This window comes from Pseudarthrobacter sp. J47 (assembly GCF_049810315.1).
GTDB lineage: Bacteria > Actinomycetota > Actinomycetes > Actinomycetales > Micrococcaceae > Arthrobacter.
In genome coordinates, this window is record NZ_CP187358.1 from 952,672 (window position 1) to 978,282 (window position 25,611).

Consider the following 25,611-nt stretch of genomic DNA (forward strand, 5'->3'; position numbering starts at 1 on the left):
CGTGGCGGGTAGCGCACCGAAAAGCGTCCGGCACGTGGTGCTGGACGAGCTCTCCGGCGGCATTGTGGAAAAGCTCGACGCCGGTTCGGCCGCCTTTATCAACTCCAGCGGCCTGGCCCAGGTCTCGCCGATGGGGATGGGTCTCTACCGGGTGGAGCCGCGGGGCAAGGTGGGTTCGGTGAGGACGCCGCAGCTGCAGCTGGACGTTCGCCCCAAGGACAGGCTGGGGCTGGAGCGGCTGCTGTTCCTGCTCAGCTATGCGGGGGAGCCGGGCTTCCGGGAGGACGACGTCCATGCCGCTGCCGCGCCGGAGCTGTGGGGCGCGTTGGCGGAGTCGTTGGCCCAGCTGGCGGAGCGTGCGCTGAACCGCGGCGTGCTGCAGGGCTACCTCACGGTGGAGGAGTCGCTGCGGACGGTCAAGGGTCGGATCCGGATTTCGGAGCAGATTTCCCGCCGCCCGGGCATGCTGGTGCCGCTGGAGGTCTCCTATGACGAGTTCAGCGCGGACATCGCGGAGAACCGGATCCTGCGCGCCGCCCTGGAACGGATGGGCCAGGTGCCCGGTGTCCGCCCGGATGTGCTGAGCCGGTTGCGGCAGCTGAAGGGAAAGCTCGACGGCGTCACCCGGCTGCCGTCCGGAGCTCCGCTGCCGCCGTGGTCACCGGACCGGCGGAATGTCCGTTACCACGCGGTGCTGCGGCTGGCGGGCCTGATCCTGCGGAACGCGTCAGCCGAGGCCGGAGAGGGTGACCAGCGGGCGGCGTCCTTTGTGGTGGACATGGCCGAAGTCTTCCGCGACTTCGTGGGAACCGCCCTGCGCGCCGCACTGGCCGCATATCCCGGCGACACCCGCCTGGGGGTCAACGCCCTGCTGAACGAGGCAGTGGAGGATGCCGACCGGCTCAGCGTCACCCCGGATGCCGTGCACTACCTGGGTGGCCGGCCCGTGGTGGTGTACGACGCCCGGTACGCGGCCCGCTCGGATGCGGGGGCGTCCTTGTCCGGGGACCATTACCGGATGCTGGCCTACTGCACCGCACTGCAGGTTCCCACCGCCTGGCTGGTGTATTCTGGCGCCGGCGAGATCAAGCTGCGGCGCGTCCTGAACACTGACATCGACATTGTGGAGTTCCCCCTGGACCTGTCCCGGCCGCCGTCGGAAATCCTGGCAGCCGTTGCGGACCTGGCCGAACAGTCGTGGGGCGAGGTGCTGCGGCAGGCGCGGCAGGGCTGACCAGCTGGGCTGACCAGCCTGCTTAGCGGTCCTCGAGGAACTTCACCAGCTGCGTCTCCAACGCCGAAGTCTCCTTCAGCTCGCACTCCCACACCGTGAGCACCTGCCAGCCGGCGTCCTCAAGCTGGGCGCGCTGGCTGGCGTCCCGGTTCCGCGTGCGGGTACGTTTGGTTTCCCAAAATTCCGCGTTGGCCTGCGGGGCGTGCCGGCCCACCCGGCAATCGTGGAAATGCCAGAAGCAGCCATTGACGAAGATGACCTTGCGGCGTCCGGCGAACACCAGGTCCGGCCGGCCCGGGAGCTTCAGGCCGCCGGCGTGGCCGTGCAGCCGGTACCGGTAACCCCTGGCGTGCAGGAACCGGCGGACCAGGAGCTCCGGCTTGGTGTTCTTGCCCCTGATCCTGGACATGTTCCAGCTGCGCCGCTCAGGGGTCAGCTTGTCCGCCATGGGTTAAGTCTAGGAGCTGCTACACATCCCGCTCTGGCTGCTCGCCCAGGAGGAAGTGCCGGCCGCTGACCGAGGTTGGCTCAATCTCCACGTAGTAATCCTTCAGCGTAGGCACCCAGGACTTCAGGCCGAGTTCCTCCACCGCGGCGAGCTCTGCGGAGTTCTCCAGGACCCGCGCCGTACCCCTGACCACCACTGACCACGCTTCGTCAGAGAAGATGCCGTCTGCCTCGAGCAGCACCGTGGAATTGATGGTCAGCTGCGCCAGCTTGTTGCCGGGAGCGGTACGGAGGTAGATCTTGCGGTTGCTGGTGACGAAATTGACCGGGAAGATGTCAGGTTCACCTGCAACGGACACCACCAGGCGCCCATGAAGCGTGGCGTCCAGGAGTTGCCAGGACTGCTCGTCGTTGAGTTCCAGGACCGGGTTTCCATCTGCGTGTGTGAAGGTCATGCCTCCATTCTTCTACGTTCTGTAGAAAACGACAACCGCCCATGGCGGGAGCACTCGGCTGCCCACCCCTGCGGCGTCACCTGCACCTTCATCCGGCGCCGGCACTGCGGGCAGTAGCGCGGCGGTTCCAACGCAAGGTGCCCTGCGCACGCGAGGTGGGAGTCCGACGTCGGGCCCTCACCGCCGCAATGACCGCAGAACTTGGTGGTCCCGGTGGTTGAGCCTGTCGAAACTGTCGAAACCGTCGAAACCCCGTCTGGATCTCGACAAGCTCGATCACCGGAACTCCCGGTGGTTGAGCCTGTCGAAACCCCGGTACTGGCCTCGTTCACAGCGACTTCTGGAGTTCCCTGATGGGCATGTTCAGTTCCACCAGGAGGTTCAGGTCTGCGGTGGCGGGGCGGCCCAGCGTGGTGAGGTAGTTGCCCACGATCACGGCGTTGATTCCGCCGAGCAGGCCGTCGCGGGTGCCGAGGTCGCCCAGGGTCAGTTCCCGGCCGCCGGCGTACCGGAGCACTGTGCGGGGCATGGCCAGGCGGAAGGCCGCGATGGCACGCAGCGCGTCCTTGCCGTCCATGATGGGCTGGTCTTCCAGGGGCGTTCCGGGGCGCGGGTTGAGGAAGTTCAGCGGCACCTCGTGTGGCTCCAGGGCTGCGAGCTGGGCTGCGAGTTCTGCCCGTTGAGCCAGCGATTCGCCCATGCCGATCAGCGCGCCGCAGCACAGTTCCATGCCGGCGGCCTTGACCATGGCGCAGGTTTCCAGCCGCTCCTCGTAGGTGTGGGTGGTGACCACCTCGGGGAAGTAGCTGCGGGCCGTCTCAAGGTTGTGGTTGTAGCGGTGGACGCCCCACCCGGCCAGCTGGTCCACCTGGCGCTGCGTCAGCATGCCCAGCGAGCAGGCGATGTTGATCTCCACTTCCTCGTTGATGCGGTCAATGGCGAACTTGATCTGGTTCATGAGCTTGATGTCCGGCCCGCGGACTGCTGCCACAATGCAGAATTCGGTGGCGCCGGTGGCAGCGGTTTCCTTGGCGGCCTTCACCAGCTCCGGGATGTCCAGCCAGACGCCGCGGACGGGGGAGTCGAACAGCCCGGATTGGCTGCAGAAGTGGCAGTCCTCGGGGCAGCCGCCGGTCTTGATGGAGATGATGCCCTCCACCTCAACGTCCTCGCCGCAGTGCTTCAGGCGGACCTGGTGGGCAAGGTCCAGCGCCGCGGGAATGGCGTCATCCGGCAGTTCCAGGACCTCCAGGAGCTGCGCCTCGCTGAGGCCCAGGCCAGCTTCCAGCACTTGTTGCCGGGCGGCGTCCAGAATGGCGTAACCGGTGGTTTCCTGCGGGCTTGCGTGGCTCAAGAGTGCTCCTCTGGGTGGCGTCTGCCCGGCATCTGCGTCGGGCCCACTTCGACGCTAATGCGCTCCACGCCAACCCATTTTGGAGGGTGCCTACAAGCTCCGGCGGCCGGTTTTGGTGGGGTGCCCGGAGGAAGTAACGGCAGCGAAACACCGCGTTGACCTGGTGGTGAAGTTCGCTGGATAGCGTCGGGAACACATCCGGACGAGGAAAGTGGCCCACTTATGACCGAGAACCCGAGGAACACCCAACTGCTGGATCCGACGGCGGCGAGTGCCGCCGCCGTGCCCGGTACCCCAGTGCCCGGTACTCCGCCTGCGGCGGGCACGGCTGATGCACTCAGCGCCGCGAAGGAGAGCCTGGAGGATTACACCCTCCGGTTCGCGCCCCGCTCCTACCGCAAGTGGAGTGCCGGGGTGGTGGGGACCAGCGCGCTGGGCGGCATCGCGTACCTGGCTGACTTTTCGATCGGCGCGAACATCGGCATCGCCTATGGAACCGTGAACGCGATCCTGGGCATTGTGGTGGCCGCCGTGGTCATCTTCGCCACGGGCTTTCCGCTGGCCTATTACGCGGCCCGCTACAACATCGACCTGGACCTGATCACGCGTGGTTCCGGCTTTGGCTACTACGGGTCGGTGGTCACCAACGTCATCTTCGCAACGTTCACCTTTATCTTCTTCGCCCTTGAAGGGTCCATCATGGCGCAGGGACTTGAACTGGGCCTGGGGATCCCGCAGTGGCTGGGGTATGCGCTGTCCACGGTGATCATCATTCCGCTGGTCATTTACGGGATGAAGACGCTGGCCACGTTGCAGGTGTGGACCACCCCGCTGTGGCTGCTCCTGATGGTGGTGCCCGTGGGTTATCTGGTGATCTCGCACCCGGAAAGCATCGACAGTTTCTTCGCCTACACCGGAGAATCGGGCGACGGCGGACCCAACCTTGCGTCGGTAATGCTCGCCGCCGGGGTGTGCCTGTCCCTCATGGCCCAGATTGCCGAACAGATCGACTACCTGCGCTTTATGCCGCCCAAGACGGCGGAGAACAAGGGTGCCTGGTGGCGCGCGGTGATCCTGGCCGGGCCGGGCTGGGTGATCTTCGGCGCCATCAAGCAGATTGTGGGCCTGTTTATTGCCATCTACCTGATCGCCACCCTGGACCCGGCCGCGTCCGTGCACGCCAACGAACCCGTCCACCAGTTCCTGGGCGTGTACCAGGAGATGATGCCGGCCTGGCTGGCCATGACCCTGGCCGTGATCCTGGTGGTCATCTCGCAGATCAAGATCAACGTCACCAACGCCTACTCCGGCTCCCTGGCCTGGACCAACAGCTTCACCCGCATCACCAAGACGTACCCGGGCCGCATGGTGTTCGTGGTGATCAACCTGGCAATCGCCCTGGTGCTGATGGAAGCCAACATGTTCGACTTCCTCAACACCATTCTGGGCTTCTACGCCAACTGCGCCATGGCCTGGGTGGTCACCGTGGCCGCGGACATCGCCATCAACAAGTACCTCCTGAAAATCTCTCCCAAGGTGCCGGAGTTCCGCCGCGGCATGCTGTACGCCGTGAACCCCGTGGGCTTTGTGTCCATGCTGGTTTCCGCAGGTGTCTCCATCGCTGTGTTCTTCGGGGCGTTCGGTGCCGCCGTCCAGCCGTACTCGCCCATCTTCGCCGTGGGCCTGGCGCTGGTGCTCACCCCGTTGCTGGCCGTCCTCACCAAGGGCCGCTACTACCTGCGCCGCACCGATGACGGGATCGACCTGCCCATGTTCGACGCCGACGGCAACCCCAGCGACGCCAAGCTGCTCTGCCACGTGACCGGCATCGAGTTCGAACGCCCGGACATGCTCCGCTCAGGCCAGGACGGGCCCGACGGCGAACCCCAGTTCATCTCCTCGCTCGCCCTGTCCACGGACAAGACAGGAGCCCTGGTGCTGCCGGCGCAGAAGTAGGGGTCCCCGGTGGTTGAGCCTGTCGAAACCCGGGAATCCGGTGGTTGAGCTTGTCGAAACCGGGATCTCGACAGGCTCGATCACCGGGGCGGGATCTCGACAGGCTCGATCACCGGGGCGGGATCTCGACAGGCTCGATCACCGGGGCGGGATCTCGACAGGCTCGATCACCGAGCCATGGGGTTGTGATCCGCCTCCCATCCGGAATACGTCGCGGGCCTTAAGCGGTTGGGAGATTCAGTAGCACTTCGCTTTGATTCCCTTTTGAAAGGACCGCGCATGCTGTTTTCCCCGTTGACCCTTGGTGAGCTGGAACTTCCCAACCGCCTGGTGATGGCACCCCTGACCCGCACCCGTTCCGGGCAGGACGGCGTGCCTGGCCCGCTGATGGCTGAGCACTACCGGCAGCGCGCGTCCCTGGGCCTGATTGTCAGCGAGGGAACGTGGCCTGCGCATAACGGCCAGTCCTACGCAGGGCAGCCGGGCATTGTCACCGAGGAACAGGTTGCCGGCTGGAGGACCGTAACCGACGCCGTGCACGCCGAGGGTGGCCGCATTTTTGCCCAGATCATGCACGGTGGGCGGGTTTCCCACCCGGACATCACGGGTGGCCGGGAGATTGTTGCGCCCAGCGCCGTGGCCATTGAGGGCGAGGTCCACACGCCCAACGGCAAGCAGGCGTACCCGGTGCCGCACGCGCTGACCAATGACGAGCTCTCCGTGGTGATGCAGGAGTTCGTCACCGCATCCAGGAACGCGATTGATGCGGGGTTCGACGGCGTTGAGCTGCACTCCGCCAACGGGTACCTGCTGCACGAATTCCTGGCCCCCAACAGCAACGTCCGCACGGACAGCTACGGCGGATCACCGGAAAACCGGGCCCGCTTTGTGATCGAGACGGTCAACGCCGTAGTGGCGGCCATCGGCGCCAGCCGCGTGGGCATCCGGATCTCGCCGGAGAACAGCATCCAGGGCATCTCCGAGGAGAACGCCGCAGAGGTCCGCGCCACGTACGAGGTCCTGGTGGACAGCATTGCCCCGCTGAACCTGGCCTACCTCAGCGTCCTGCACGCCGAGCCCACCGGTGCCCTGGTCCAGGACCTGCGCAGCCGCTTCAACGGCACGTTCCTGGTCAACTCCGGCTTCAGCGTGGTCACCTCCCGCGACGAAGCCCTGGCCCTGGTGACGGACGGCCACGCAGATGCCGTGGTGGTGGGCCGGCCCGCCATCGCCAACCCGGACCTGGCACGCCGCTGGAAGGAAGGGCTGCCGCTGAACGAGGCAGACCCCACCACGTTCTACGGCGCAGGCGCGGCCGGCTACACGGATTACCCGTTCTTCGCCAACTGAGCCAATGACGGGCCGGCCCTGAACCGGCCCCTCACCTGAAGTAGGGCAAAATGTTCTGGTGACTCAACAGCCGAACAGCCCTTCCGCCACGCCCAACCCCGATTCCGGAATCTACGCCCAGATCGCCACTGAACTGGGCGTGAAGGCGTGGCAGGTAAAAGCTGCGGTGGAACTGCTCGACGGCGGTTCCACCGTTCCTTTTATCGCCAGGTACCGCAAGGAAGCCACCGGGACGCTGGATGACACGCAGCTCCGTGAGCTCGACGAAAGGCTCCGGTACCTCCGCGAACTGGAGGACCGCCGTCGTACGGTCCTTGAGGCGATTGCCGCCCAGGGCCAGCTGACTGCGGAACTTGAGGCCGCCGTCGTGGCTGCTGATACCAAGTCCCGCCTGGAAGACATCTACCTGCCGTTCAAGTCGAAGCGGCGCACCAAGGCCCAGATCGCCCGCGAGGCCGGGCTGGAACCGCTCGCCGATGCGCTGCTGCGCCGGCCCGATCTGGACCCGGAGCGCGAGGCCGCCAAGTACCTGAATTCCGGGCATTCGATTGACGACGCCGCGGCGGCGCTCGCAGGTGCACGGTCCATCCTGGTGGAGCGGGTGGCGCAGGATCCCGTGCTTGCGGAGCCGTTGCGGGAGCGGTTGTGGACGCAGGGCCGGCTGGTTTCCAAGGTCAAGAAGGGCAAGGAAGCGGACGGCCAGAAATTTGCCGACTACTTCGAGTTTGCCCAGGCGCCGTCCGGGATGCCGTCGCACCGTGTGTTGGCGCTACTGCGGGGTGAAAAGGACGGCGTGCTGGAGCTGGACCTCGCCGAGGCCAACCCGTCCGACGCCGATGCCTTCGCGGCTGCCCGCGCCCGGTTTGAATCCGCTGTAGCGCGGCACCTGGGAGTGGCGGACCGCGGCCGTCCTGCCGACGGGTGGCTGCTGCAGACGGCGCAGGTGGCATGGCGGACGCGCCTGCTGGCCCGCCTCACCGCGGACCTCCGGAGCCGGATGTTCGCCGCCGCCGAGGATGAAGCCGTCAGGGTTTTCGCCGCCAACCTGCGCGACGTCCTGCTGGCCGCACCCGCAGGAAACCGCGCCACCCTGGGCCTGGACCCTGGCCTGCGGACCGGCGTGAAGGTGGCAGTGGTGGACGGCACCGGCAAGGTGCTGGCCACGGACACCATTTACCCGCACGCGCCGGCCCGGAAGTGGGACGAGGCCCTGGCCACGCTGGAGCGGCTGGCACGCGCGCATCGGGTTGAGCTGGTGGCGATCGGCAACGGCACAGCATCCCGGGAGACGGACAAACTGGCGGCGGAGCTGCTGAAGCGGCTGGGTGCTGCGGGTGCTTCCGGTTCTTCGGGGGACTCCAAGCCGCAGAAGCTGGTGGTCTCCGAGGCCGGCGCGTCCGTCTATTCCGCGTCGGCCCTTGCCGCGGCCGAGCTGCCCGGCATGGACGTATCCCTGCGCGGCGCGGTGTCCATTGCCCGTCGCCTGCAGGATCCGCTGGCCGAACTGGTGAAAATCGATCCCAAATCCATCGGCGTGGGGCAGTACCAGCACGACGTCACCGCCGCGAAGCTGGACCGTTCGCTGGATGCCGTGGTGGAGGACTGTGTGAATGCGGTGGGTGTGGACGTCAACACGGCGTCGCCGGCGCTGCTGAGCCGGGTGGCCGGCGTCGGGCCGTTGCTCAGCGAAAACATCGTGGCATACCGGAACGAGCACGGGCCCTTCGCCAAGCGCAGCGAGCTGAAGAAGGTGCCCCGGCTTGGCGCCAAGGCCTTCGAGCAGTGTGCCGGCTTCCTGCGCATTACCGGCGGCCCCGAGGCCCTGGACGCATCCAGCGTGCACCCGGAAGCGTATGGAGTAGCCCGGAAGATCCTCAGCGCGTCCCGTGGGGTGGCGCCGACGTCGTTGGACCCCCAGCAGTTCGTTGATGGCACCTTCGGCGTGCCCACGGTGCGGGACATCATGGCGGAGCTGGAGAAGCCCGGCCGGGACCCGCGGCCCGCGTTCGCTGCGGCCAGCTTTGCCGAGGGCATCGAGAAGATCTCGGACCTCCGGCCCGGCATGGTGCTGGAAGGAACCGTCACCAACGTCGCTGCGTTTGGGGCGTTCGTGGATGTTGGCGTGCACCAGGACGGCCTGGTTCACGTCTCCGCGCTGGCCAACCGCTTTGTGTCAGATCCCCGTGAAGTGGTGAAATCCGGCCAGGTGGTGCGGGTCAAGGTGCTTGAGGCTGACCCCGAGCGGAAGCGTATTTCGCTCACCCTGAGGCTCGACGACGAACCCGGGGCGGGTGCGCAGGGCAAGTCTGCGGGCGGCGGGCAGGGGAGGCAGGGCCAGGGCGGTCAGGCTAGGCCGGGCGGCGGCGGGAAGCCGGCCCAGGGCGGTCAGGGCAGGTCGGCGCAGGGCCAGGGCAAGCCGGGCAGCGGCAAGCCCCAAGCCCAGCGAAGCGGGGCTCCGAAGGCACCGACGGGCAACAACGGCAGCAACGCCAACACCGCCATGGCGGAGGCGCTGCGCAGGGCCGGCCTGGCCAGATAGTCAGCAGGCTTCTTTTCTGCGATGGTGGGGGAATGACGTATTTTCTCGAGTACACAGTTCCCGCATCCGCAGATAACGCCGAGTTTGAGATCCCGCACGACGAGATCAATACCGGCGAGACCATCCCCCTGACGGAGACCGGCGCTGAGGTCATCCACGCCACGGAACTTCCGGCGCGCACCGCCATTGTGGGAGCCACCACGGCCGAGGCGAAGATCGAGGCGGAGCAGTTGCTGCTGCACAGCCGGGCCGCCACGGGCGAACTCTACGACGATCCGTCAGCCTCACTGAACGCGGGCGTGGGCAAGTTGCTGGCCACGTACAACGAGGGCGAGGGCTGGACCGACGTCGAAGGATCCAGCGGCGAGCCGGCCCGCCTCCCCGAAGACTGACCGGGGCGAGGCCGGGGGTAGTGTCGCGTGAAACAGGGTGAAACCCGCTGGCTGCCGGCAGCTTACGGGTGCCGCGTGCCTTCGCCAGCCAGGATGCTGCGGTAGCCCTCGCGGAAGCTGGGGAACACGAACTGGACACCGGTGGCCCGCAGCAGCGCGTTGCTGCACCGCTTGTTGCCGCCGCGCGCGTCAGGCCCGGGGCCCGACGGTGGGGCGTCCAGTCCCAGCTCACCAGCCAGGAACCGCAGGACGTCGCCCAGTTCGGCAGGTTCGTCGTCCACGCCGATATAAACGGGCGCCGCCGGCTGGTCCATGCTGCACAGGCGGACTATCGCGGCCGCGGCGTCGTCTCGGTGGATCCGGTTGGTGAACCGGGGTCCCTCCGGGATGACGGCGCTGCCGGAACGCACCTGGTCGATCAGCCGGGTGCGTCCGGGGCCGTAGATTCCGCCGAGCCGCAGCGAAACACCCTCGGTGGCCTTGCCCGCGGCCCAGTCCTGCAGCAATGCCTCGGCCTCCAGAAGGATACGGCCGGAGAATCCGCCAGGTTCCGGCGTCGTGCCTTCATCAATCCAGTCCCCGCCCGCATCGCCATACGCGGCTGTGGAGGAGACGAACAGGACGCGGCGGGGCACTACGCCGTCGCGGTCCAGTGCGTTCAGGACGTTGCGGACGCCGTCCACGTAGGCGGCGCGGTACGCCGCTTCCGTTGGTGAATCGGCGGCGATGGAGATCACGACGGCGGAGGTCGCCGCAGGGAGGGGCGGCAGGTCCGCGCTGGAAAGGTCAGCCGCGGCGCCGTCGATTGCCGCCGGCAGTTTTGCGGGGGAGCGGCGCCACCCCAGCACCTGCTGGCCGGCCGCGGCGAAACGCAGCCCGGCCTCGGTGCCAAGGTCGCCGCAACCGGCAATCAGAACCGTCATGTTTGCCTCGTTCCTGGGTGCCTACGTGTGGGTGCCTACGGGGCCGTGACCGGGAAGAAGACGCGGGGGTCCTGGAGGATGGCCGGGTAGTCGAAGGCGTCACGTTCGATGACGCTGGAGACCGTGAAGTTCCGCCCAAAACGGCCATCTTCCAAGGTGATGGGCCGGCCGTGGACCTTGCCCAGCGCAAACCGGGCGCCGCCGTCGAACTCCACTGCGATGTCCGTGTTCCCAGGCAGGGTGCGGAAGGCTTCCTCCTGGGCCTGGCGCTTCCGGGTGGGCTTCTTCTCCTGCATGCGGGGCATCTTGCGCAGCTGCTGCGTGGGGCGGCGGGAGGATTCCTCGATGTAGACGGGGCTGTAGCCATCCGGCTCCACGGCCTGCGCAACGGCCTTGCTCCGGACGCGGGGGAGCGCCACGGTGGTGAGGGTTTCCGGATTCACCTCCGGGTGCGGGGAGCGCAGGATCCACAGGATGTCGCCCTGCGGGTCCTCCGGAACGAACTCGTGCTTCGGCTCAGGCCAGATGTAGTCCAGGTCTGCCGTGACGTCGCTGAACGCGGCGCCATAGAACTTCGGGTCCTTGCGCAGCAGCCGGGAGCGGTGGCTGAGGTGGAAATCGGGATCGCCCAGCCAGTACGGCATAGGGATCTTGGCGGCGTAGTCCGGGTGGGCCGCCTGCGGAGCGAACTCTGTGATGCTCTGCCGGGTGTTGTCCGGGTGGCCACGGTGCTCCCACTCATCCACCATGGCCAGGCCATACAGCGTCAGCGCGGGGACGTGGCCCATCCACATCCGGACGGCGGGGTGGGTTTGCCAGCCGTACTCGGGAATCACCAGGGCGCGCAGGATCTGCAGCGCCTCAACACGCTGTTTACCCAGCCGGGCAGTGTCCAGGGTGGCGGCACTCTGCCGGAAATCGGGGTAAGGGAGGAAAGTCTGCATCCTTTCAGTCTGAAGGGTGTTGGGCTGTGCGCCAATTCCTGCAGATGTTCACATACTGGACCCATGCATACGGGCCGGTGGAGGAGCCACTAGGATGTCCGGCAACGCACCCCCTCCCGTTCAGCGTTTCCCCAGTTTTCGGAGCCCGCCATGTCAACCAATCCCACCTCATTGACGCCGGCAGTGAGCCCTGCCGTCGCCAAGCTGCCCCGCTACGGCCAAATGCTGCCGCCGGAAGCCAACGGAATCCTGGTCCTGGACGAATTTGTCCTGGACCCTGCCGCCGCCCGTAAGGAACAGCATGGCTTCAGGGCCGGGCTGGCCGCAGTAGCACTGACGATGCGCCGGATTATTGCGCTGCGGATCGTCATTGCCATCGTTGCCATCGCGAACCTGCCGCTTTTCCTGCTTTCCAGCGGCTGGTGGATCTACGCCGTGTCCCTGGCGCTGGTGGTGGGCGTCCACACCGCGGTGTCCCTGCTCAACCGGCACGAACCACGGCTGCGCCAGCGGAGCCAGCTGCAACTCCACCTGCACCGGGAAAGCAGCAGCAACTACCGGCAGGTCCGGGACGCTGTGAAATACGTCATCGATACCCCCGCCCGGATGAACGAGCACCTCTACCTGGAGCTGCTGGCCGTCAAGCGCGTGGCCCTGAACCTGGCCCACGGCACGGTAGCGCTCCTGGACACCTCGGACGAGGCCGCCTGGAAGGTCCGCATCATCCGCGAACTCCCCACGCTGCGCCCGGTCGCCGCATAAGCCCCCTCGCCGCATACGGCCCCTGTTAACCTCAACTGACTCGCACTTAACGTCGCCAAAATCGATTTTGGGAGCGTTAAGTGCGAGTCAGTTGGGGAAGGGCGGCGGGATTAGGCCGGGAGCTGCAGGACCTGTCCCTCGAACACCAGATCGGGGTCCGCGATGGTGTCTGCGTTGGCGTCGGCCAGCAGCTGCCAGCCGCCTTCGATGCCCAGCTTCTCGGCAACGATGCTCAGGGTGTCGCCGGCTTCAAGCGTGTAGGTCTCTCCGCTGAGGGCAACTTCGGCCACGTGGCGGGCCGCGGGCTCAGCGGCCGGAACCTGTGCCGGTGCCGCCTGCACGGGAGCAGCCTGGGCCTGAACGGGGGCCGGGGCTGCCTGGACCGGAGCCTGCTGGACCGGTGCGGACTGCGTCACGCCGGTCGCGCCGCCGCTGAGGCCAAGCGATGCGGAGCAGGAGGGCCATGCGCCCCAGCCCTGGCCGGCCAGGACGTTCTCGGCAACGGCAATCTGCTGTTCGCGGCTGGCGTCCGAAGCGCTGCCCGTTCCGCCGTATGCGGACCAGGTGCTGGCGCTGAACTGCAGGCCACCGTAGTAGCCGTTTCCGGTGTTGATGGACCAGTTGCCGCCGCTCTCGCACTGGGCAAGGGCGTCCCAGGTGGCTCCGTCAGCGGCGTTGGCTGCAGTGGCGGAAAGGCCAAGGCCGGCGGCTGAAATAGCGGCCACGGTGAGTCCACGGCGCGCGGCAGTACGGAATGAGGTGTTTTTCATGATGTTGTGATGCTCCTGAAGGCCACCGGCGCTCGGCCCGTCCCCGGGCGTTTTCGCGCAACTGCCCAGCCTCTGACGAAATCGAGGTCATTGTGCGGTGGCTGCCGGCGGGCAGTTGCGGTGGAGGCAGCACCGGGCATTCATGGAACCCGCAGTACGGGCATTCCTTCACGCTAGGTCATGTCATGGCCGTTATCAAATCGAGATAATTCCTGAGAGGTTGCTGGGAATTGGGCTCGCCACTACGTGCACAGGCTTGCCCCTCAGTGCATAGGCTTAGTGGATGGAAATGAATACGGACCCGAGTTCGCCAAACCTCCCTGTTGCCGAACTGCACCTGCACATCGAGGGAACCCTGGAGCCGGAGCTGATCTTCGCGCTGGCAGAGCGCAACGGCATTGAACTGCCCTACGCGGACCTCGACGAGCTGCGCGAGCGGTACGAATTCACGGATCTGCAGTCGTTCCTGGACCTGTACTACGCCAACATGTCAGTCCTGCAGACCGAGCAGGACTTCGCGGACATGACCCGCGCCTACCTCACCCGCGCCGCCGCTGCCGGGGTCAGGCACGCTGAAATCATGATGGACCCGCAGGCCCACCTCTCCCGCGGCATTCCGCTGGAAACCTGCGTGAACGGCGTCGCTTCCGTGCTGGCCGGCTCCCAGGAGGAATTCGGCATGTCCACCCTGCTGATCGCGGCATTCCTCCGGGACCTCCCTGAGGACTCGGCCCTTGAGGTGCTGGAGGCGTTGCTGGCCATGAACGCGCCCATCGGCGCAATCGGCCTGGATTCCGCCGAGGTGGGCAATCCGCCGTCGAAATTTGTCCGTCTCTATGACCGCGCGCGCCAGGCGGGGCTCCGGCTGACCGCCCACGCCGGTGAGGAGGGGCCGTCCTCGTACGTGGTGGAGGCGCTGGACCTGCTGGGCGTGGAGCGGATAGACCACGGCATCCGCTGCATGGAGGATGACGAGTTGGTGGAGCGGCTGGTGGCGGATCGGATCCCCTTGACCGTGTGCCCGCTGTCCAACGTGCGGTTGCGGACCGTGGACACCCTGGCGGACCACCCGCTGCCTGCCATGCTTGCGGCCGGCCTGAACGTTTCCGTGAACTCCGATGACCCCGCGTACTTTGGCGGCTACGTGGACGACAATTTCGCCCAGCTGGACGCCGTCCTGGGACTGTCCGCGTTCGACAAGGCCCGGCTGGCAGCCAACTCTATCCACTCGTCTTTTGCCTCCGAGGAGCGCAAGGCCGAGCTGCTGGCGGAGCTCAACGCGTAGGCCCGGATAGGGGATCTGTCACAAACCTTCCGTTTCGGCCGCCCGCGGCACCGGTTGGGTAAAATCTTGAATATGCGCGTGTCGGCATACTTACGGCGGCTACGCACGGGTCAAGCAAATGGCCCCCTGTCCGCACACCCCCGTTCGGAGCGTCCCGACGTCGGCAGTTCGACGTTCATGACACACAAAGTTAACCAATACGCGTCGCACGAGTTAACGGGCTGCAGGCAAGATGCTTAGAGTCCGTCCGCATGATTCAAGGGGAATAATGGCCAAGGTCACCGTAGAAAAATCCAGTCTCCGCCTGAAGTCCGTCCTGGACGTCCTGACCGAAAGCGTGTGGTCAGGCAAGGCGCTGAACGCCGGCCAGGTGCTGGCTGAGGCTACCGCCCGCGTCCCGTTCAGCACCCATGAGGCGGAGCTGCTGAGCGGCGGGATTCCCCGCGGGCACAAGGCGCTCACGGCAGCCACCGCCAAGCTGGTGAAGGCCGGCTGGCTGGTCAAGGGCCGTTCCGGCTGGACCATCACTGACGACGGCATGCGCGCCACGGTCGCCTTCCCGGATGCAGATTCGTTCAAGGAAGCGCTCGACGGCGGCACTCCGGTTCCGGCCGACACCCCCATTCCGTCGGCCCCGGCAGGCGCGGTTGCTGAGAAATCTGCCGCCAAGGCTCCCGCGAAGAGGGCCAGCGCGGGCCAGAAGGCTGCGCAGCTGATCGAGGACGCCGTGAAGCCCGTGGTCAAGGCCGTTCGTTCCCGCAAAGCCAAGTCCGCCGAAGAGGCGCCCGCGGAAGCTCCGGCCAACGGCACTGCTGCTGAGTCAGTGGCAGCAACTGAACAGCAGGACGCCGCCCCGGCCTCCGGCGTCGAAAGCTTCCCGCAGCCTGAGGCTGTTGCAGTGGCCGGAGATTTCAACACCCTGCTGGGAGCCGCTGAGGACTGGGCGCCGCAGTATGACGAGGCCCAGCTGAGCTTCGATGCCCTGGACCAGCTCTGGAAGAAAACAGCGGAACTGCCGGCCGGCTTCTACACGTTCAAGATCGCGCTCAACCGGTCCTGGGACGAAAACTACGGCGCATTCGGCATCTTCGACGGCGCCAACCACGAGGTCCACCACGCAGGCGGCCCGTTGACCATCCGCTACGACCACCGCACGCGGGACATCACCATCAACAGCTAAGAGGCGGGCCCATGGAATCGGACGGCAGCGTACGCCTGACGGCACGTGTTTTTGGCATGGTGCAGGGCGTCGGGTTCCGATACTGGACGGCGCGCACGGCTGAACAGCTGGGCCTGACCGGGCTGGCCGAAAACCTCGACGACGGCTCGGTGACCGTCACCGCCGAAGGGCCCGAAGACCAGGTCCAGGAGCTGTTGGCCTGGCTGCGCTCCGCCGATGCTCCCGGGCGGGTGGAACGCGTCGAGGAGACCCTTTCCTCGGCGCAGGGCGGCTTCCGGGGATTCGGTGCCCGCTGAACTGTGCCGGGCTATCTGGCAGCGTTGGGGCTGAGGCCCAGGAAGGCTCCGAGTTCTTCCAGGGCCTCAGGCCGGCGCGGCATGTAGTTGGTGAGTTCGGGCGAGCGGATAATCACGGCCCGCCATTGCCCGCGGGAGACCGCCACGTTGATCCTGTTCCGGTTCAGCAGGAACGCGGCCCCGCGGGGTGCCTCGGCCACGGCGGAGCAGGCCATGGAAACCAGCACCACCGGGGCTTCCTGGCCCTGGAATTTATCCACTGTTCCCACGCGGACTTCCGTCAGCCCGGCGTTGTCCAGCTCGCGGCGGATCAGCTGGACCTGGGCGTTGTAGGCGGCCACCACCAGGACGTCCTCCTGGGCCAGCGGATGCGGCGCCTCATGGCCGGGGTTCCATTTCAGGCCCAGGTGCCGCTGCGCCTGCCGGACCACCTCAGCAGCTTCCTCGGGGGAGTGCGTGGTGTTGCCGGTGTGCTGGACAAAAACGGTTTCGACGCCGGGCGGCAGCTCATCGAGGCTGCGCAGGGAGGCGGCGGGTGCTGAGCGCAGCCGCCCTTCATAGCTGAGGACCGACACCGCCTTGCAGAGTTCGGGGTGCATGCGCCAGCTGTCCGCCAGGAAGTAGCCTTTTTCAGCTGGCAGTGTGGCATGCCCGGCGGCCAGCCAGCCCAGTGCGGACTCGTCCACGGGCTCCGGATGCGATCCTTGCGAGACCTGCGGCAGCTGCTGCGGATCGCCCAGGAGCAGCAGCCGTTTAGCCGCCCGGGATACGGCCAGCGTGTTGGCCAGCGAGAACTGCCCCGCTTCGTCGATCACCAGCAGGTCCAGGGAACCAGCCGGGACGTGCCTGCCCGTGAGGGTCCACGCCGTTCCGCCCACCAGGGCGCCGCCTGCGGAGCCAGTCCCTGCGGAATCAAGGAGGGCGGCGACGTCGTCATCAGTGGCTTTCTGCCATGGCACCGTGTGTCCCAGCCCGGGCCGCTTGGCAACGCGGTCCGGATCCACGCCGCCGGTATCAATGGCGCGGCACATCAGGTTTTCCACCACATTGTGGGACTGCCCCACCACGCCGATTTTCCAGCCCTGCGCCACCAGCCGGCCGATTACATGCGCACCCACGAACGTCTTTCCCGTGCCTGGCGGACCCTGGACAGCCAGGTAGGAATGGTTGAGGTCCTGCAGTGAGTCGATGATGGCGGATGCGTAGTCGGGGCTGCCGCCGGTGGTTGGCACGGGGACCGGGCCGGGCAGGGTGCGGAACCGCGGAGGCACCTTGCGCAGGATGTCGACGCCGGGATGTTCCGGCAAGGAGGGCACCGTGGACCCCACCAGCTGGGCCAGTTCCTTCAGCGCCGCTTCCATGCTGGCGGTGGCAATGGGATCGTCCTCGGTCAGGGCCATGGGGGTGTGCGGGTAGGCGGGCACCTTGCCGCTTTCCCGTTCCTCGATGGTGACGTGCCATTTGCCGGCCTGCTCCCCGGATGCCTCCATGGCCGTGATCCTGGTCTTGAAGTTGTAGGACCGGGCCAGGGGATCGTGCTCGGAAGCGGCCATTCCTGCCGGGCCGGGCGGATCGTACAGCCGGCACCAGGTGGATCCGGCCCTGAAATCCGAGCCCTCCGTCATGCTGCCCAGCAGCCGAAGCGTGCGCGTCCTCATGCGTTCGCGCGGCTTGGCAAGGTACCAGTCCTCTGCCACCTCTGCCGAATCCACCACAAAGACGTTGCGCTGCTCGGCCCAGCGGTCCAGCTCGGTGCTGGTCCGGTCAAAGTGTTCCCACCAGAACTGCTTGCGTTCGCGCCGGTGATACCCGACGGCGGCGGCCACCATGGCAATGGCGAGCTCGTCGTCGTTCCACGGGCGGTTGTCCGGGAGGCCTGCCAGGTACTTCCGGAGCCGGGTTTCCTCCGGGGTGGCGTCCGGATCCGGCTGCAGCACGGCCTCGGGTTTGGACACCACCACGGGCGGTTCCGCGGGGATCGCGGCCTGGGTGCCGGCGTCGTGATCCTTCCGCAGCTCCAGCAGCCAGTCGCGCAGCCGGAGGGTGGAGAGGCAGTCGTACTGGTTGTAGTCGGAGATGGAGTCGAGGATCCGCTGGGCTTCCTCTGCCTCCCCGGAATCGCGGGCTGCGCAGTAGGCGGCGTAGGCCACCACGGAAGCCCCGGCGTCCTTGACGTCCCCGGAACGCAGGTGATCGCCCATGTACAGCGGCTCGAGTTTCTTGATGGAGTACGAGGCCTCCGAGATGCGCAGCGACTGCCGGACCACCGCGTAGAGATCCACCAGCAGGCCCTCGCGGAGCCACTGGTCCACGGTTTCCTCGCCTGCCAAATGGGCAAGGGAGAGCTTACGCAGCGCCGATTTCTCATAGGCGGCGTAGTGGTACACATGCATGTCCGGGTAGCGGGCCCGGCGCTCTTCCACGTAGGCCAGGAAGTCCAGGAACGCCTGCCGCTCACCGGACAGCGAATGCGCCCAGAACGGCTTGAAAACCAGGGGAGCAGCACTTTCGCCAGCACCGTTCCCGCCGGCATCGCCTGCAGGCGCCTCGATCACCCCGAACAGGTACTCGATGCCCCACTTGCCGGTGGCTGGATCCTGCCAGAGGGGATCGCCTTCGAAGTCGAAGAAGATGTCCCCGGGGCTGGGCGGCGGGATGTGCCCCAGCGTGTTGGTTTCCAGCACCTTGAACGCAACGTGGTGTTCCTCGCCGTCCTTGGTGAACGTCCGCGAGCCGTGCGGCTGGTCCAGTCCCAGCTGCATCCGGGCCTGGTCCCGGAGCTTCACGAGAGGTCCTGTCACCCCGGCCTCCGGAAGGGCTGCCAACGCATCGATGGTGCCCACGCCGCTGGCCATCAGCTTCTTGCGCTGGACCACGGACATACCCGCCACCATCAGGAGGTCCCGGTGGAGCTGGACCTGTTCTGCGCAGTAGTCGCACCTGCCGCAGTGCACCAGCCCGGGCTGCTGCCACTGCACAACGGCACCGGAATCCCGGTGGAGGTTGGTCAGCTGACGGAAGCGCCGGCGTCGTTCGCGGAAAACCGGAAGCAGGTCCGGCAGGGAATGGTGGCTCCGGAGCCAGTCATCGCCAACCCTGGTTCCCAGCACCAGCGTGACCACGGGCGAGGGGTCCAGGCCCATGGCGGTCAGCTGGTCCCCGTAAGCGGCGAGCTGGAGGAGCGCACCCACCTTGGCGTGCCGGGCCAGCTTGGTGTCCCACACTTCATACCGGCCCGGCTCCCCGGAACCGGCGTGCTCATTGACCAGGAAGTCCGCGTAGCCCAGGAATTCGCCGTCGAAAAAGGTTGCCTGGAAGACCACGTCCGCGCCGGAACGCAGGGCACGTTCGGTCTCCGCGTGCTTGGCCAGGAGGAACTCGCGGGTGTTGACGTCCCGGTCGATCAGGTAGACGCCGCCCGGCCGGGATGCGTCCCACCGCCCGTACCGAGCGATGAGGGATTCGAGCACCGTGTTTTCGTGCTTGTCGCCAAGGCGCCCGGCGCGTTCCTGCATGGGGTCGGCAGGGAATTCGGCCTTGGGTGTGCGGCCCAGTTTCTCGTCCAGGATGCGGAGCGTGCGGTACTCACATTCCGCGGCGGCCACCAGGTCACTGGCGGAAAACACCAGGTCCGCCGGTGCGCCGGGAGCGGCGGGATCGAGCAAGAACACGGGGCCTCCCCATCAAGTACGGCTACTAAAAAGAATCTAGCAAGCACCCCTGACAATAGGCCGCGCCCACCGAATCTGCCCGAGCCAACTCATCTGCGGTTCCCCAACTGCGGTTCCCCATCTGACTGGCAGCTAACGTCGTGAAATCGCGATTTGGGAGCGTTAAGTGCCAGTCAGTTGGGAAGGGAAGGGAAAAGGGGAGGGAAAACCCGGGTCAGCCGTTTTCAGCCGCCCGCACCTGGGCCCTGTCGTGCTCGGCGTGCGCCCTCCGGAGCAGGTCCATGAACTCGGTTTCGTCGCGGATGAGCCGCTTGTATTTCTCCGGCAGCGACCGGATCTGGGCTTCCTCGCGGCACATCCGGGCGAAGATCTTGTCCCGCTCGGCCATGTTGGTCTCGTAGTTCAGGTCCAGGTAGTCGATGGCGTGCATCCGGGCTGCGGAAACGGCGTTCTTGGCCTTGCCCTTGGTGCTGAACAGGGAGGCGATGACCGTTACGGCCAGGACCCCCAGGATCACGCTCAGGGACACTCCGGTGCTGACTTCCACCACGTCCACATGCTCGCCGTTGTTGACGAAAGGCAGCGTGTTTTCGTGCAGCGCGTGCAGGATCAGCTTGACGCCGATGAAGCCCAGGATCGCGGCCAGGCCGTAGGACAGGTAGATGAGCCGGTCCAGCAGGCCATCGATCAGGAAGAACAGCTGGCGCAGGCCCATCAGCGAGAAGGCAGTGGCGGTGAAGACGATGAACACGTTCTGCGTCAGGCCGAAGATGGCGGGGATTGAGTCCAGCGCGAACAGGATGTCCGTACCGCCGATTGCCACCATCACCAGCAGCATGGGGGTGAGGACTTTTTTGCCGTCCACCACGGTGAAGAGTTTGTCGCCGTCGAAGTGGTTCGACGCCGGCAGGAACCTCTTTGCCAGGCGCACCATCAGGGTGTCGGCGTCGTCGCTGTGGTCATCGGGTTTGAGCAGGTTGCCGGCGGTGATCAGCAGGATGAGCCCGAAGATATAGAACACCCAGGCGAAGCTGTTGATCAGCGCCGCGCCCAGGAGGATGAAGCCGGTTCGCGCGATCAGGGAGAACACGATGCCGAACAGCAGCACCTTCTGCTGGTCCGCCCGCGGCACCCGGAAGCTGGACATGATGATCAGGAAAACGAACAGGTTGTCCACGGAGAGGGCCTTCTCCGTGATGTAGCCGGCGAAGTACTCCGTGCCCATGGTGGATCCGCCGAACCAGAGCACGCCCAGTCCGAACAGCAGCGCGATGCCCACGTAAATCGCCGACCAGATAGTGGATTCCTTGAGCGTCGGCGTATGGGCCTTGCGGACATGGAAGAAGAAATCGAAGGCCAGCAGGCCCACGATGCCAACAATTGTCAGGGTCCAGACATAAGCGGGAATTTCCATGCTGAGGCCTTTCGTCGGTGACTCCTCCCAGCCTACCTAGGCCGGCTTGAGGAGTCGCTGCTCCAGCACCGCAGTCAGGGAAAGTGTTTTGTAGCCCTCCTGTTCAAAGAGGACGGTGATCACGTCGTCCTCGTGGCGCATCACCATGCCGGCTCCCCACTCCTTGTGGACCACGCCTGACTGCAGCGGAAACTCCTCAGCCCCGTCGGGGGTGCCCTGCTCCTGGGCGGAGGTGCCGCCGTCGTGATCGCTCTGCGCTGCGGCACGAGATGTCCCGGCTTCGCACGTATCGCAGTTGCAGCACGGCTTCGGCAGGTCCTCGCCAAAGTAGCCCAGCAGGAACTGCCGCCGGCACCCGTCCGTCTCCGCGTAGCCGCGCATCATGGTGATCCGGGACTGGTCCACGCGCTGCCGGGCTTCGGAATGTTCGACGGCGTCACGCACCACTACGTCAACGTCCGCCTTCGCGGTGAGCTGCACGCCGCCCCTGCCGGACTTCAACGCTCCGGTTTCCACCAGTTGGTTGACCAGCCCGGTGATGCGCCGCGCCGGGAACCCCGTGGCTCCGGCCAGCGAGCTTTTGGTAACGGGACCGGTAGCGTTCCTGAGCGCCGTGAGCACCGCCAGGAGGGATTCCCCGTCCGGCCGGTGCGTGCCGAAGAACTTCCGCAGACCCAGGTCCTCCGGCCGGTAATGGAGCACTGCGGTGGCTGGTCCGCCGTCGCGCCCGGACCTGCCGATCTCCTGGTAGTAGGCATCCAGCGACTCCGGAATGTCCGCGTGCACCACAAACCGCACGTCAGGCTTGTCGATGCCCATGCCGAACGCGGTGGTTGCCACGGCCACATCCAGCGCGCCGTCCATAAAGTCCTGGTGGATGCGCTCGCGGTCGGCAGCTTTCCGGCCCGAATGGTAGGCCTCGGTGCGCAGCCCGTTCGCGGCCAGGGCGGCGGCATACTGCTCCGTGTCCTTGCGGGTGGCGGCGTAAAGCAGGCCCGCCTGGCCCCCGGATCCGTGCCCTGCGGCCCTGCCCGCCGCTGCCAGTTCCGTGACCTGCTGCACCACTGCCTGGACCTTCGCTTTGTCCTCTTCGTGCCGGGCCACGTCCAGCCGGATGTTGGGCCTGTCAAAGCCGCGGACCAGTACCAGCGGGTCCTTCATGCCCAGCCGCTCAACGATCTCCTCCCGCACGGGAGGCGACGCCGTTGCCGTGAGCGCGGCCACCGGCGGGTTTCCCAGCTGCCTGCGGACCGTGCCCAGGGTGAGGTAATCCGGCCGGAAATCGTGGCCCCACGAGGACACGCAATGCGCCTCATCCACCACAAACAGCGCGACGCCCAGGCCGGCCAGGCGCTCCACGGTTTCCTGCTTGGCCAGCTGCTCCGGCGCCAGGAACAGGAACGCCGCCTGTCCGCTTTCCACAGCGTCCCAGGCCGCGGCAATGTCCGAATCGTTCCGGGAGGAATTAATCGCGGCGGCGGCATCCGGGCCCAGTGCCTGCGTCAACGCGTCCAGCTGGTCTTCCTGGAGCGAGATGAGGGGCGAAACCACGACGGCGGGGCGCCGGCGCTGTTCGTCCGCGTCCTGTTGGTGGAGGTACAGGCCGGCGACGTGGTAGATGGCCGACTTGCCGTAGCCGGTGGGCATCACGGCCAGGACGTCACGGCACTCTGCCAGGGCGGTTATTGCGGCGAGTTGGCCGTCGCGCAGGTCCGTGAGGTTCAGGGAGTCGGCTGCGAGGGTGGCAAGTTCCTGGTGTCCAGGGTGGTTCTGGGGCATCGTTGCGGCTCCGCAAGGATCGTTCGGCGGCCGCTTGCTTCAGCCGTGGTGACCAGCCTAACGGGTGACCAGCCTAGCGTGGCGACCGGGCCCCGGACCGGATGAGGCAAACTGGCTTAGGACACCCGAACAAAGGAGAGACATGACTGAGATCACCGTCAGCCAGAATGCCGCGCGCCACCGCTTTGACCTGCTCGACGGCGGCAAGGTCATTGGCAAGGCCGCGTACCAGGAGTACACCGGGGGCAGCTCTCCGCAGCGGATTTTCTACCACACAGTGGTCAATGAGGAATATGGCGGGCAGGGCCTGGGACTGACCCTCGCCTCGGAGGCCCTGAACGCCACGGTGGCTGACGGCCTGGAAATCGTTCCGGTGTGCCCGTTCATCAAGAAGTACGTCAGCCGCCACCACGAGTACGACGCTTCCGTGGTGGCCGTCACCCCCGAGCACCTGCAGTTCCTGGAATCGGCCCTGCACCGGGACTGATCCGGTACAGGGCCTGATCCGCGACGGGGGAGGCAGGCGGCGCCAGGGGGCTTAATCGCCCGGTACCGCCACTGCCAGCAGTTCCAGCACCCGGCCGCACGCGCTGGGGATGGGCTCGATGATCCGCGCCGTGGACACCTGAGCCAGCCGCCGCGCCGTTTCGCTGAGTGGCCCGCCGGCGATGATCACGGCCTGAGCGCCGTCGTCCACTGACTCCTGGACGGCGGCGGCAAGTTCGTGGAACTGCTGTTCCGGGTCCGCGGCCAGGACCAGGGGTTCCGACGGCGTCAGCCGGACTCCGGTGAACAGCCCGGCTTTGCCATGGGTTGCCACGAGCTTGCCCAGAGCGTCGGCCAACAGGGGTGTGCTGGTAGCCATCCCGAACCGCCGCCCGTCCGCTGCTGCCGCGAGGACGGATGCCTGCCCGATTCCCACCACGGGCACGTCCAGGTCCTTCTCCAGTTCGGCCCGGCCGGGGTCGCCGATGGCCGCGACGATCACCGCGGCGACGTCACCGCCGTCGGGCCCGTCCAGGTAGTGCCGCGCGGCCAGCTGGACGTGGATGGCGGACTCGGCCAGGGCGTCCGGGTCCGTGATCATGGCCGGGCCTGCGGCTGCGGTGAGGCCTACGACGCCGAACCCCCGCGGCTGCAGCACCTCACGTGCCAGCCCGGTCATCAACGCCGTGGTGGCCTTGTTGGTGTTCGGATTGATGAGGAGCACCGCCCGGCGGCGGGAAGCAGCAGCCTGCGTCCCGCCGTCGAACGTCTGGTCAGTGCCCATAGATGGCACCGTCGTCTTCGGTCTCGGTGGCGTCTTCCTCCAGGGGCTTGCCGAACGTTTCCGGCGGGAACTGCACCACAATGCCCAGGATGATGAACAGTCCGGCCAGGGTGGCGAACATGCCCAGGAGGCCGGCGGAGTCGAAAATGACGCCGGAGATCAGGGGGAAGAGGCCGCCGGAGAGGGAGCCCGCAGCGAGGATGATCGACGTGCCGAAGCCGCGGGTCCGGGTGGGGTAGAGCTCCGGGGCGAAGAGCCAGATGGTGGTGTTCAGGATGATCACGGCGAAGTTGAACAGCACGCCGAACGCCACCACCAGGACGATGCTGCTGGCCAGGAACGCCATGGAAAGTCCGGCCACGCAGCCCAGTATGGCGGCCGCGGTGAGGACCTTCTTGCGGGGCACACGGCTGGCCAGGAACGCGGCGGTGCAGGCGCCCAGCAGCGAACCGGACTGCATGATCAGCGTGAACCACAGGCTGGTGTTCACGGCGTAGCCCTGCGAAACCAGGATGGTGGGCATCAGCGTGAGCATGGAAATCTGGGCGGCGTAGGACATGCAGACGGCGATGCACAGCAGGACTGTCCGCTTGAGCAGCCGGCCCTGGAGTGCGTCCTTCCAGTGGCCCGTGGTCTGGGTGACGGCGGGACCGGGGACGGCGGTGATGTAGACCTCGGGGTCCTCGATCTTGCCGGAGAGCTTGCCGCGGGCCAGCCGGGTGATCACCATGTTGGCCTCGTCCAGGCGGCCCTTGGAAGCCAGGAAGCGTGGCGTTTCCGGGACGTAGCGCCGGAAGAACATCACCAGGATGGCGGGAATGAAGAGGAGGCCGAAGACCCAGCGCCACTTGTCCGGGCCGTCGAACAGCGTGAACACCAGGATGCCGAATGCCGGGGCCAGCATGTTGCCAAGGCCCGCCGCGGTGACGTTGATGAGGCCCACTGCGGTGCCGCGGTGCTTGGCGGCGAAGAACTCGGCCATCATGATCACGGCTACGGCGATTTCGCCACCCAGGCCGAAGCCGACGACGAACCTTCCGGCGGCGAGGATCGGATAGTTCGGAGCAATGGCGCACAGCAACGAACCGCCCGCGAAGATGATGAGGTTGATGACCAGCATCTGGCGGCGGCCGTACTTGTCCACGATCAGGCCGGTGGCCAGCCGGCCCAGCGCGGTGGCCGTGAAGGTCATGGTGTTCAGCAGGCCGATCTCGCCGGCGCCCAGGCCCCAGGCCTCGCGCAGTACCGGGCCGGTGATGCCTACGGCGTTCTGTTCAAGGGCGTCGAAGAAGACGCCCAGGAGGATCATAAAAACAATTTGCCGGTGTGCCCCCGTGACACCGATGCGCTGGTAGGCGCCTTCAATCTGCTTGGCCAGGGTGCCTGTGCGTGTTGCACCGGCCGCCTCCGGCGTTGTCCTGTTTTCCACAGTCGCTCTCCTAGGAAGGTTCCTCGTCGTTGAGGTTCAAGGCTCTGATGTTCTGATGTTGGATGCGTGTCCGAAGTGTTTCCATGATGTGAAATCGCTTATCCACATTAAGGAAGATGTGAGTTAGGTTACATCCGTGGGCCCGGGGCGTCAATGGTTTG

At 66.4% G+C, this 25,611-nt stretch carries 21 protein-coding genes; 10 read left to right on the forward strand and 11 right to left on the reverse strand.

The genetic code is table 11. The annotated features are described in order from the left end of the window. Position 1: 1 nt before the first annotated feature. Positions 2-1,234, forward strand: a complete 1,233-nt coding sequence (locus ACPJW8_RS04345) for a 5-methylcytosine restriction system specificity protein McrC (protein WP_425256409.1) — start codon at positions 2-4, stop codon at positions 1,232-1,234. 22 nt (positions 1,235-1,256) lie between these two features. Here the strand turns inward: ACPJW8_RS04345 and ACPJW8_RS04350 are convergent, their stop codons facing one another. From ACPJW8_RS04350 to bioB, 3 genes are all read right to left on the reverse strand, one after another. Continuing rightward, positions 1,257-1,682: a very short patch repair endonuclease gene (locus tag ACPJW8_RS04350; RefSeq protein ID WP_330193134.1), complete on the reverse strand. Its 426-nt coding sequence runs from the start codon at positions 1,680-1,682 to the stop codon at positions 1,257-1,259. Positions 1,683-1,701: 19 nt separating this feature from the next. Further along, positions 1,702-2,136: a pyridoxamine 5'-phosphate oxidase family protein gene (locus tag ACPJW8_RS04355; RefSeq protein WP_330193133.1), complete on the reverse strand. Its 435-nt coding sequence runs from the start codon at positions 2,134-2,136 to the stop codon at positions 1,702-1,704. 328 nt (positions 2,137-2,464) lie between these two features. Beyond that, the gene (gene bioB / locus ACPJW8_RS04360) at positions 2,465-3,490 is read right to left on the reverse strand and encodes a biotin synthase BioB (protein WP_330194260.1); all 1,026 of its coding nucleotides are present in this window, start codon (positions 3,488-3,490) and stop codon (positions 2,465-2,467) included. 222 nt (positions 3,491-3,712) lie between these two features. Here bioB and ACPJW8_RS04365 point away from each other — a divergent pair, with 222 nt between their 5' ends. From ACPJW8_RS04365 to ACPJW8_RS04380, 4 genes are all read left to right on the forward strand, one after another. Next, a complete protein-coding gene (locus tag ACPJW8_RS04365; protein WP_330194261.1) occupies positions 3,713-5,446 on the forward strand; it encodes a hypothetical protein in 1,734 nt (577 codons plus the stop codon). 279 nt (positions 5,447-5,725) lie between these two features. Continuing rightward, positions 5,726-6,796 (forward strand): alkene reductase, encoded by a 1,071-nt coding sequence (locus ACPJW8_RS04370; RefSeq protein ID WP_330194262.1) that lies wholly within the window; start codon positions 5,726-5,728, stop codon positions 6,794-6,796. A 58-nt stretch (positions 6,797-6,854) separates the two neighbouring features. Continuing rightward, positions 6,855-9,335 carry a Tex family protein gene (locus ACPJW8_RS04375; RefSeq protein ID WP_330194263.1) on the forward strand — a complete coding sequence of 827 codons (2,481 nt, stop codon included), beginning with the start codon at positions 6,855-6,857 and terminating at the stop codon, positions 9,333-9,335. A 32-nt stretch (positions 9,336-9,367) separates the two neighbouring features. Continuing rightward, on the forward strand, positions 9,368-9,727 hold the full coding sequence (locus ACPJW8_RS04380; protein WP_330194264.1) for a hypothetical protein: 360 nt from the start codon (positions 9,368-9,370) through the stop codon (positions 9,725-9,727). 62 nt (positions 9,728-9,789) lie between these two features. Here the strand turns inward: ACPJW8_RS04380 and ACPJW8_RS04385 are convergent, their stop codons facing one another. Both ACPJW8_RS04385 and ACPJW8_RS04390 read right to left on the reverse strand, forming a co-directional pair. Continuing rightward, positions 9,790-10,650: an SDR family oxidoreductase gene (locus ACPJW8_RS04385; RefSeq protein ID WP_330194265.1), complete on the reverse strand. Its 861-nt coding sequence runs from the start codon at positions 10,648-10,650 to the stop codon at positions 9,790-9,792. A gap of 35 nt (positions 10,651-10,685) precedes the next feature. Further along, entirely contained in the window at positions 10,686-11,594 is a 909-nt protein-coding gene (locus ACPJW8_RS04390) for an MSMEG_6728 family protein (protein WP_330194266.1), read from the reverse strand. A 222-nt stretch (positions 11,595-11,816) separates the two neighbouring features. On the opposite strand from ACPJW8_RS04390, the gene ACPJW8_RS04395 reads away from it, so the two are divergent. Then, complete coding sequence (locus ACPJW8_RS04395; protein WP_425256453.1) at positions 11,817-12,356, forward strand: hypothetical protein; 540 nt, start codon at positions 11,817-11,819, stop codon at positions 12,354-12,356. A gap of 110 nt (positions 12,357-12,466) precedes the next feature. Here ACPJW8_RS04395 and ACPJW8_RS04400 read toward each other — a convergent pair whose 3' ends face one another. After that, positions 12,467-13,126 (reverse strand): transglycosylase family protein, encoded by a 660-nt coding sequence (locus ACPJW8_RS04400; protein WP_330193125.1) that lies wholly within the window; start codon positions 13,124-13,126, stop codon positions 12,467-12,469. 283 nt (positions 13,127-13,409) lie between these two features. Between ACPJW8_RS04400 and ACPJW8_RS04405 the strand changes: the two genes are divergently transcribed. The 3 genes from ACPJW8_RS04405 to ACPJW8_RS04415 all read left to right on the forward strand — a co-directional run bounded on the left by ACPJW8_RS04405 (position 13,410) and on the right by ACPJW8_RS04415 (position 15,887). Then, the gene (locus ACPJW8_RS04405; RefSeq protein WP_330194268.1) at positions 13,410-14,411 is read left to right on the forward strand and encodes an adenosine deaminase; all 1,002 of its coding nucleotides are present in this window, start codon (positions 13,410-13,412) and stop codon (positions 14,409-14,411) included. Positions 14,412-14,679: 268 nt separating this feature from the next. Then, entirely contained in the window at positions 14,680-15,591 is a 912-nt protein-coding gene (locus ACPJW8_RS04410; protein ID WP_330194269.1) for a glycosidase, read from the forward strand. Positions 15,592-15,602: 11 nt separating this feature from the next. Then, positions 15,603-15,887 carry an acylphosphatase gene (locus ACPJW8_RS04415; protein WP_330194270.1) on the forward strand — a complete coding sequence of 95 codons (285 nt, stop codon included), beginning with the start codon at positions 15,603-15,605 and terminating at the stop codon, positions 15,885-15,887. Between the two features lie 11 nt (positions 15,888-15,898). On the opposite strand, the gene ACPJW8_RS04420 is transcribed toward ACPJW8_RS04415, so the two are convergent. The 3 genes from ACPJW8_RS04420 to ACPJW8_RS04430 form a co-directional block, all read right to left on the reverse strand. Beyond that, positions 15,899-19,558 (reverse strand): TM0106 family RecB-like putative nuclease, encoded by a 3,660-nt coding sequence (locus ACPJW8_RS04420; RefSeq protein ID WP_330194271.1) that lies wholly within the window; start codon positions 19,556-19,558, stop codon positions 15,899-15,901. 214 nt (positions 19,559-19,772) lie between these two features. Beyond that, complete coding sequence (locus tag ACPJW8_RS04425) at positions 19,773-20,972, reverse strand: TerC family protein (protein ID WP_330186610.1); 1,200 nt, start codon at positions 20,970-20,972, stop codon at positions 19,773-19,775. Between the two features lie 36 nt (positions 20,973-21,008). Continuing rightward, complete coding sequence (locus tag ACPJW8_RS04430; RefSeq protein ID WP_330194272.1) at positions 21,009-22,751, reverse strand: RecQ family ATP-dependent DNA helicase; 1,743 nt, start codon at positions 22,749-22,751, stop codon at positions 21,009-21,011. 142 nt (positions 22,752-22,893) lie between these two features. On the opposite strand from ACPJW8_RS04430, the gene ACPJW8_RS04435 reads away from it, so the two are divergent. After that, positions 22,894-23,238 carry a GNAT family N-acetyltransferase gene (locus ACPJW8_RS04435; RefSeq protein WP_425256410.1) on the forward strand — a complete coding sequence of 115 codons (345 nt, stop codon included), beginning with the start codon at positions 22,894-22,896 and terminating at the stop codon, positions 23,236-23,238. Positions 23,239-23,289: 51 nt separating this feature from the next. Here the strand turns inward: ACPJW8_RS04435 and ACPJW8_RS04440 are convergent, their stop codons facing one another. Beyond that, a complete protein-coding gene (locus ACPJW8_RS04440; protein ID WP_330194274.1) occupies positions 23,290-24,021 on the reverse strand; it encodes an aspartate/glutamate racemase family protein in 732 nt (243 codons plus the stop codon). After that, complete coding sequence (locus ACPJW8_RS04445; RefSeq protein WP_330194275.1) at positions 24,011-25,450, reverse strand: MFS transporter; 1,440 nt, start codon at positions 25,448-25,450, stop codon at positions 24,011-24,013. The genes ACPJW8_RS04440 and ACPJW8_RS04445 overlap by 11 nt, the downstream gene beginning before the upstream one ends. Positions 25,451-25,611: the final 161 nt, after the last annotated feature.

Coding starts and splice junctions, on each gene's coding strand:
- ACPJW8_RS04350 (WP_330193134.1), bottom strand. CDS start 1,682: ATGGCGGACAAGCTGACCCCTGAGCGGCGCAGCTGGAACATGTCCAGG.
- ACPJW8_RS04355 (WP_330193133.1), bottom strand. CDS start 2,136: ATGACCTTCACACACGCAGATGGAAACCCGGTCCTGGAACTCAACGAC.
- ACPJW8_RS04365 (WP_330194261.1), top strand. CDS start 3,713: ATGACCGAGAACCCGAGGAACACCCAACTGCTGGATCCGACGGCGGCG.
- ACPJW8_RS04370 (WP_330194262.1), top strand. CDS start 5,726: ATGCTGTTTTCCCCGTTGACCCTTGGTGAGCTGGAACTTCCCAACCGC.
- ACPJW8_RS04380 (WP_330194264.1), top strand. CDS start 9,368: ATGACGTATTTTCTCGAGTACACAGTTCCCGCATCCGCAGATAACGCC.
- ACPJW8_RS04385 (WP_330194265.1), bottom strand. CDS start 10,650: ATGACGGTTCTGATTGCCGGTTGCGGCGACCTTGGCACCGAGGCCGGG.
- ACPJW8_RS04390 (WP_330194266.1), bottom strand. CDS start 11,594: ATGCAGACTTTCCTCCCTTACCCCGATTTCCGGCAGAGTGCCGCCACC.
- ACPJW8_RS04395 (WP_425256453.1), top strand. CDS start 11,817: ATGCTGCCGCCGGAAGCCAACGGAATCCTGGTCCTGGACGAATTTGTC.
- ACPJW8_RS04400 (WP_330193125.1), bottom strand. CDS start 13,126: ATGAAAAACACCTCATTCCGTACTGCCGCGCGCCGTGGACTCACCGTG.
- ACPJW8_RS04405 (WP_330194268.1), top strand. CDS start 13,410: ATGGAAATGAATACGGACCCGAGTTCGCCAAACCTCCCTGTTGCCGAA.
- ACPJW8_RS04410 (WP_330194269.1), top strand. CDS start 14,680: ATGGCCAAGGTCACCGTAGAAAAATCCAGTCTCCGCCTGAAGTCCGTC.
- ACPJW8_RS04415 (WP_330194270.1), top strand. CDS start 15,603: ATGGAATCGGACGGCAGCGTACGCCTGACGGCACGTGTTTTTGGCATG.
- ACPJW8_RS04425 (WP_330186610.1), bottom strand. CDS start 20,972: ATGGAAATTCCCGCTTATGTCTGGACCCTGACAATTGTTGGCATCGTG.
- ACPJW8_RS04430 (WP_330194272.1), bottom strand. CDS start 22,751: ATGCCCCAGAACCACCCTGGACACCAGGAACTTGCCACCCTCGCAGCC.
- ACPJW8_RS04435 (WP_425256410.1), top strand. CDS start 22,894: ATGACTGAGATCACCGTCAGCCAGAATGCCGCGCGCCACCGCTTTGAC.
- ACPJW8_RS04440 (WP_330194274.1), bottom strand. CDS start 24,021: ATGGGCACTGACCAGACGTTCGACGGCGGGACGCAGGCTGCTGCTTCC.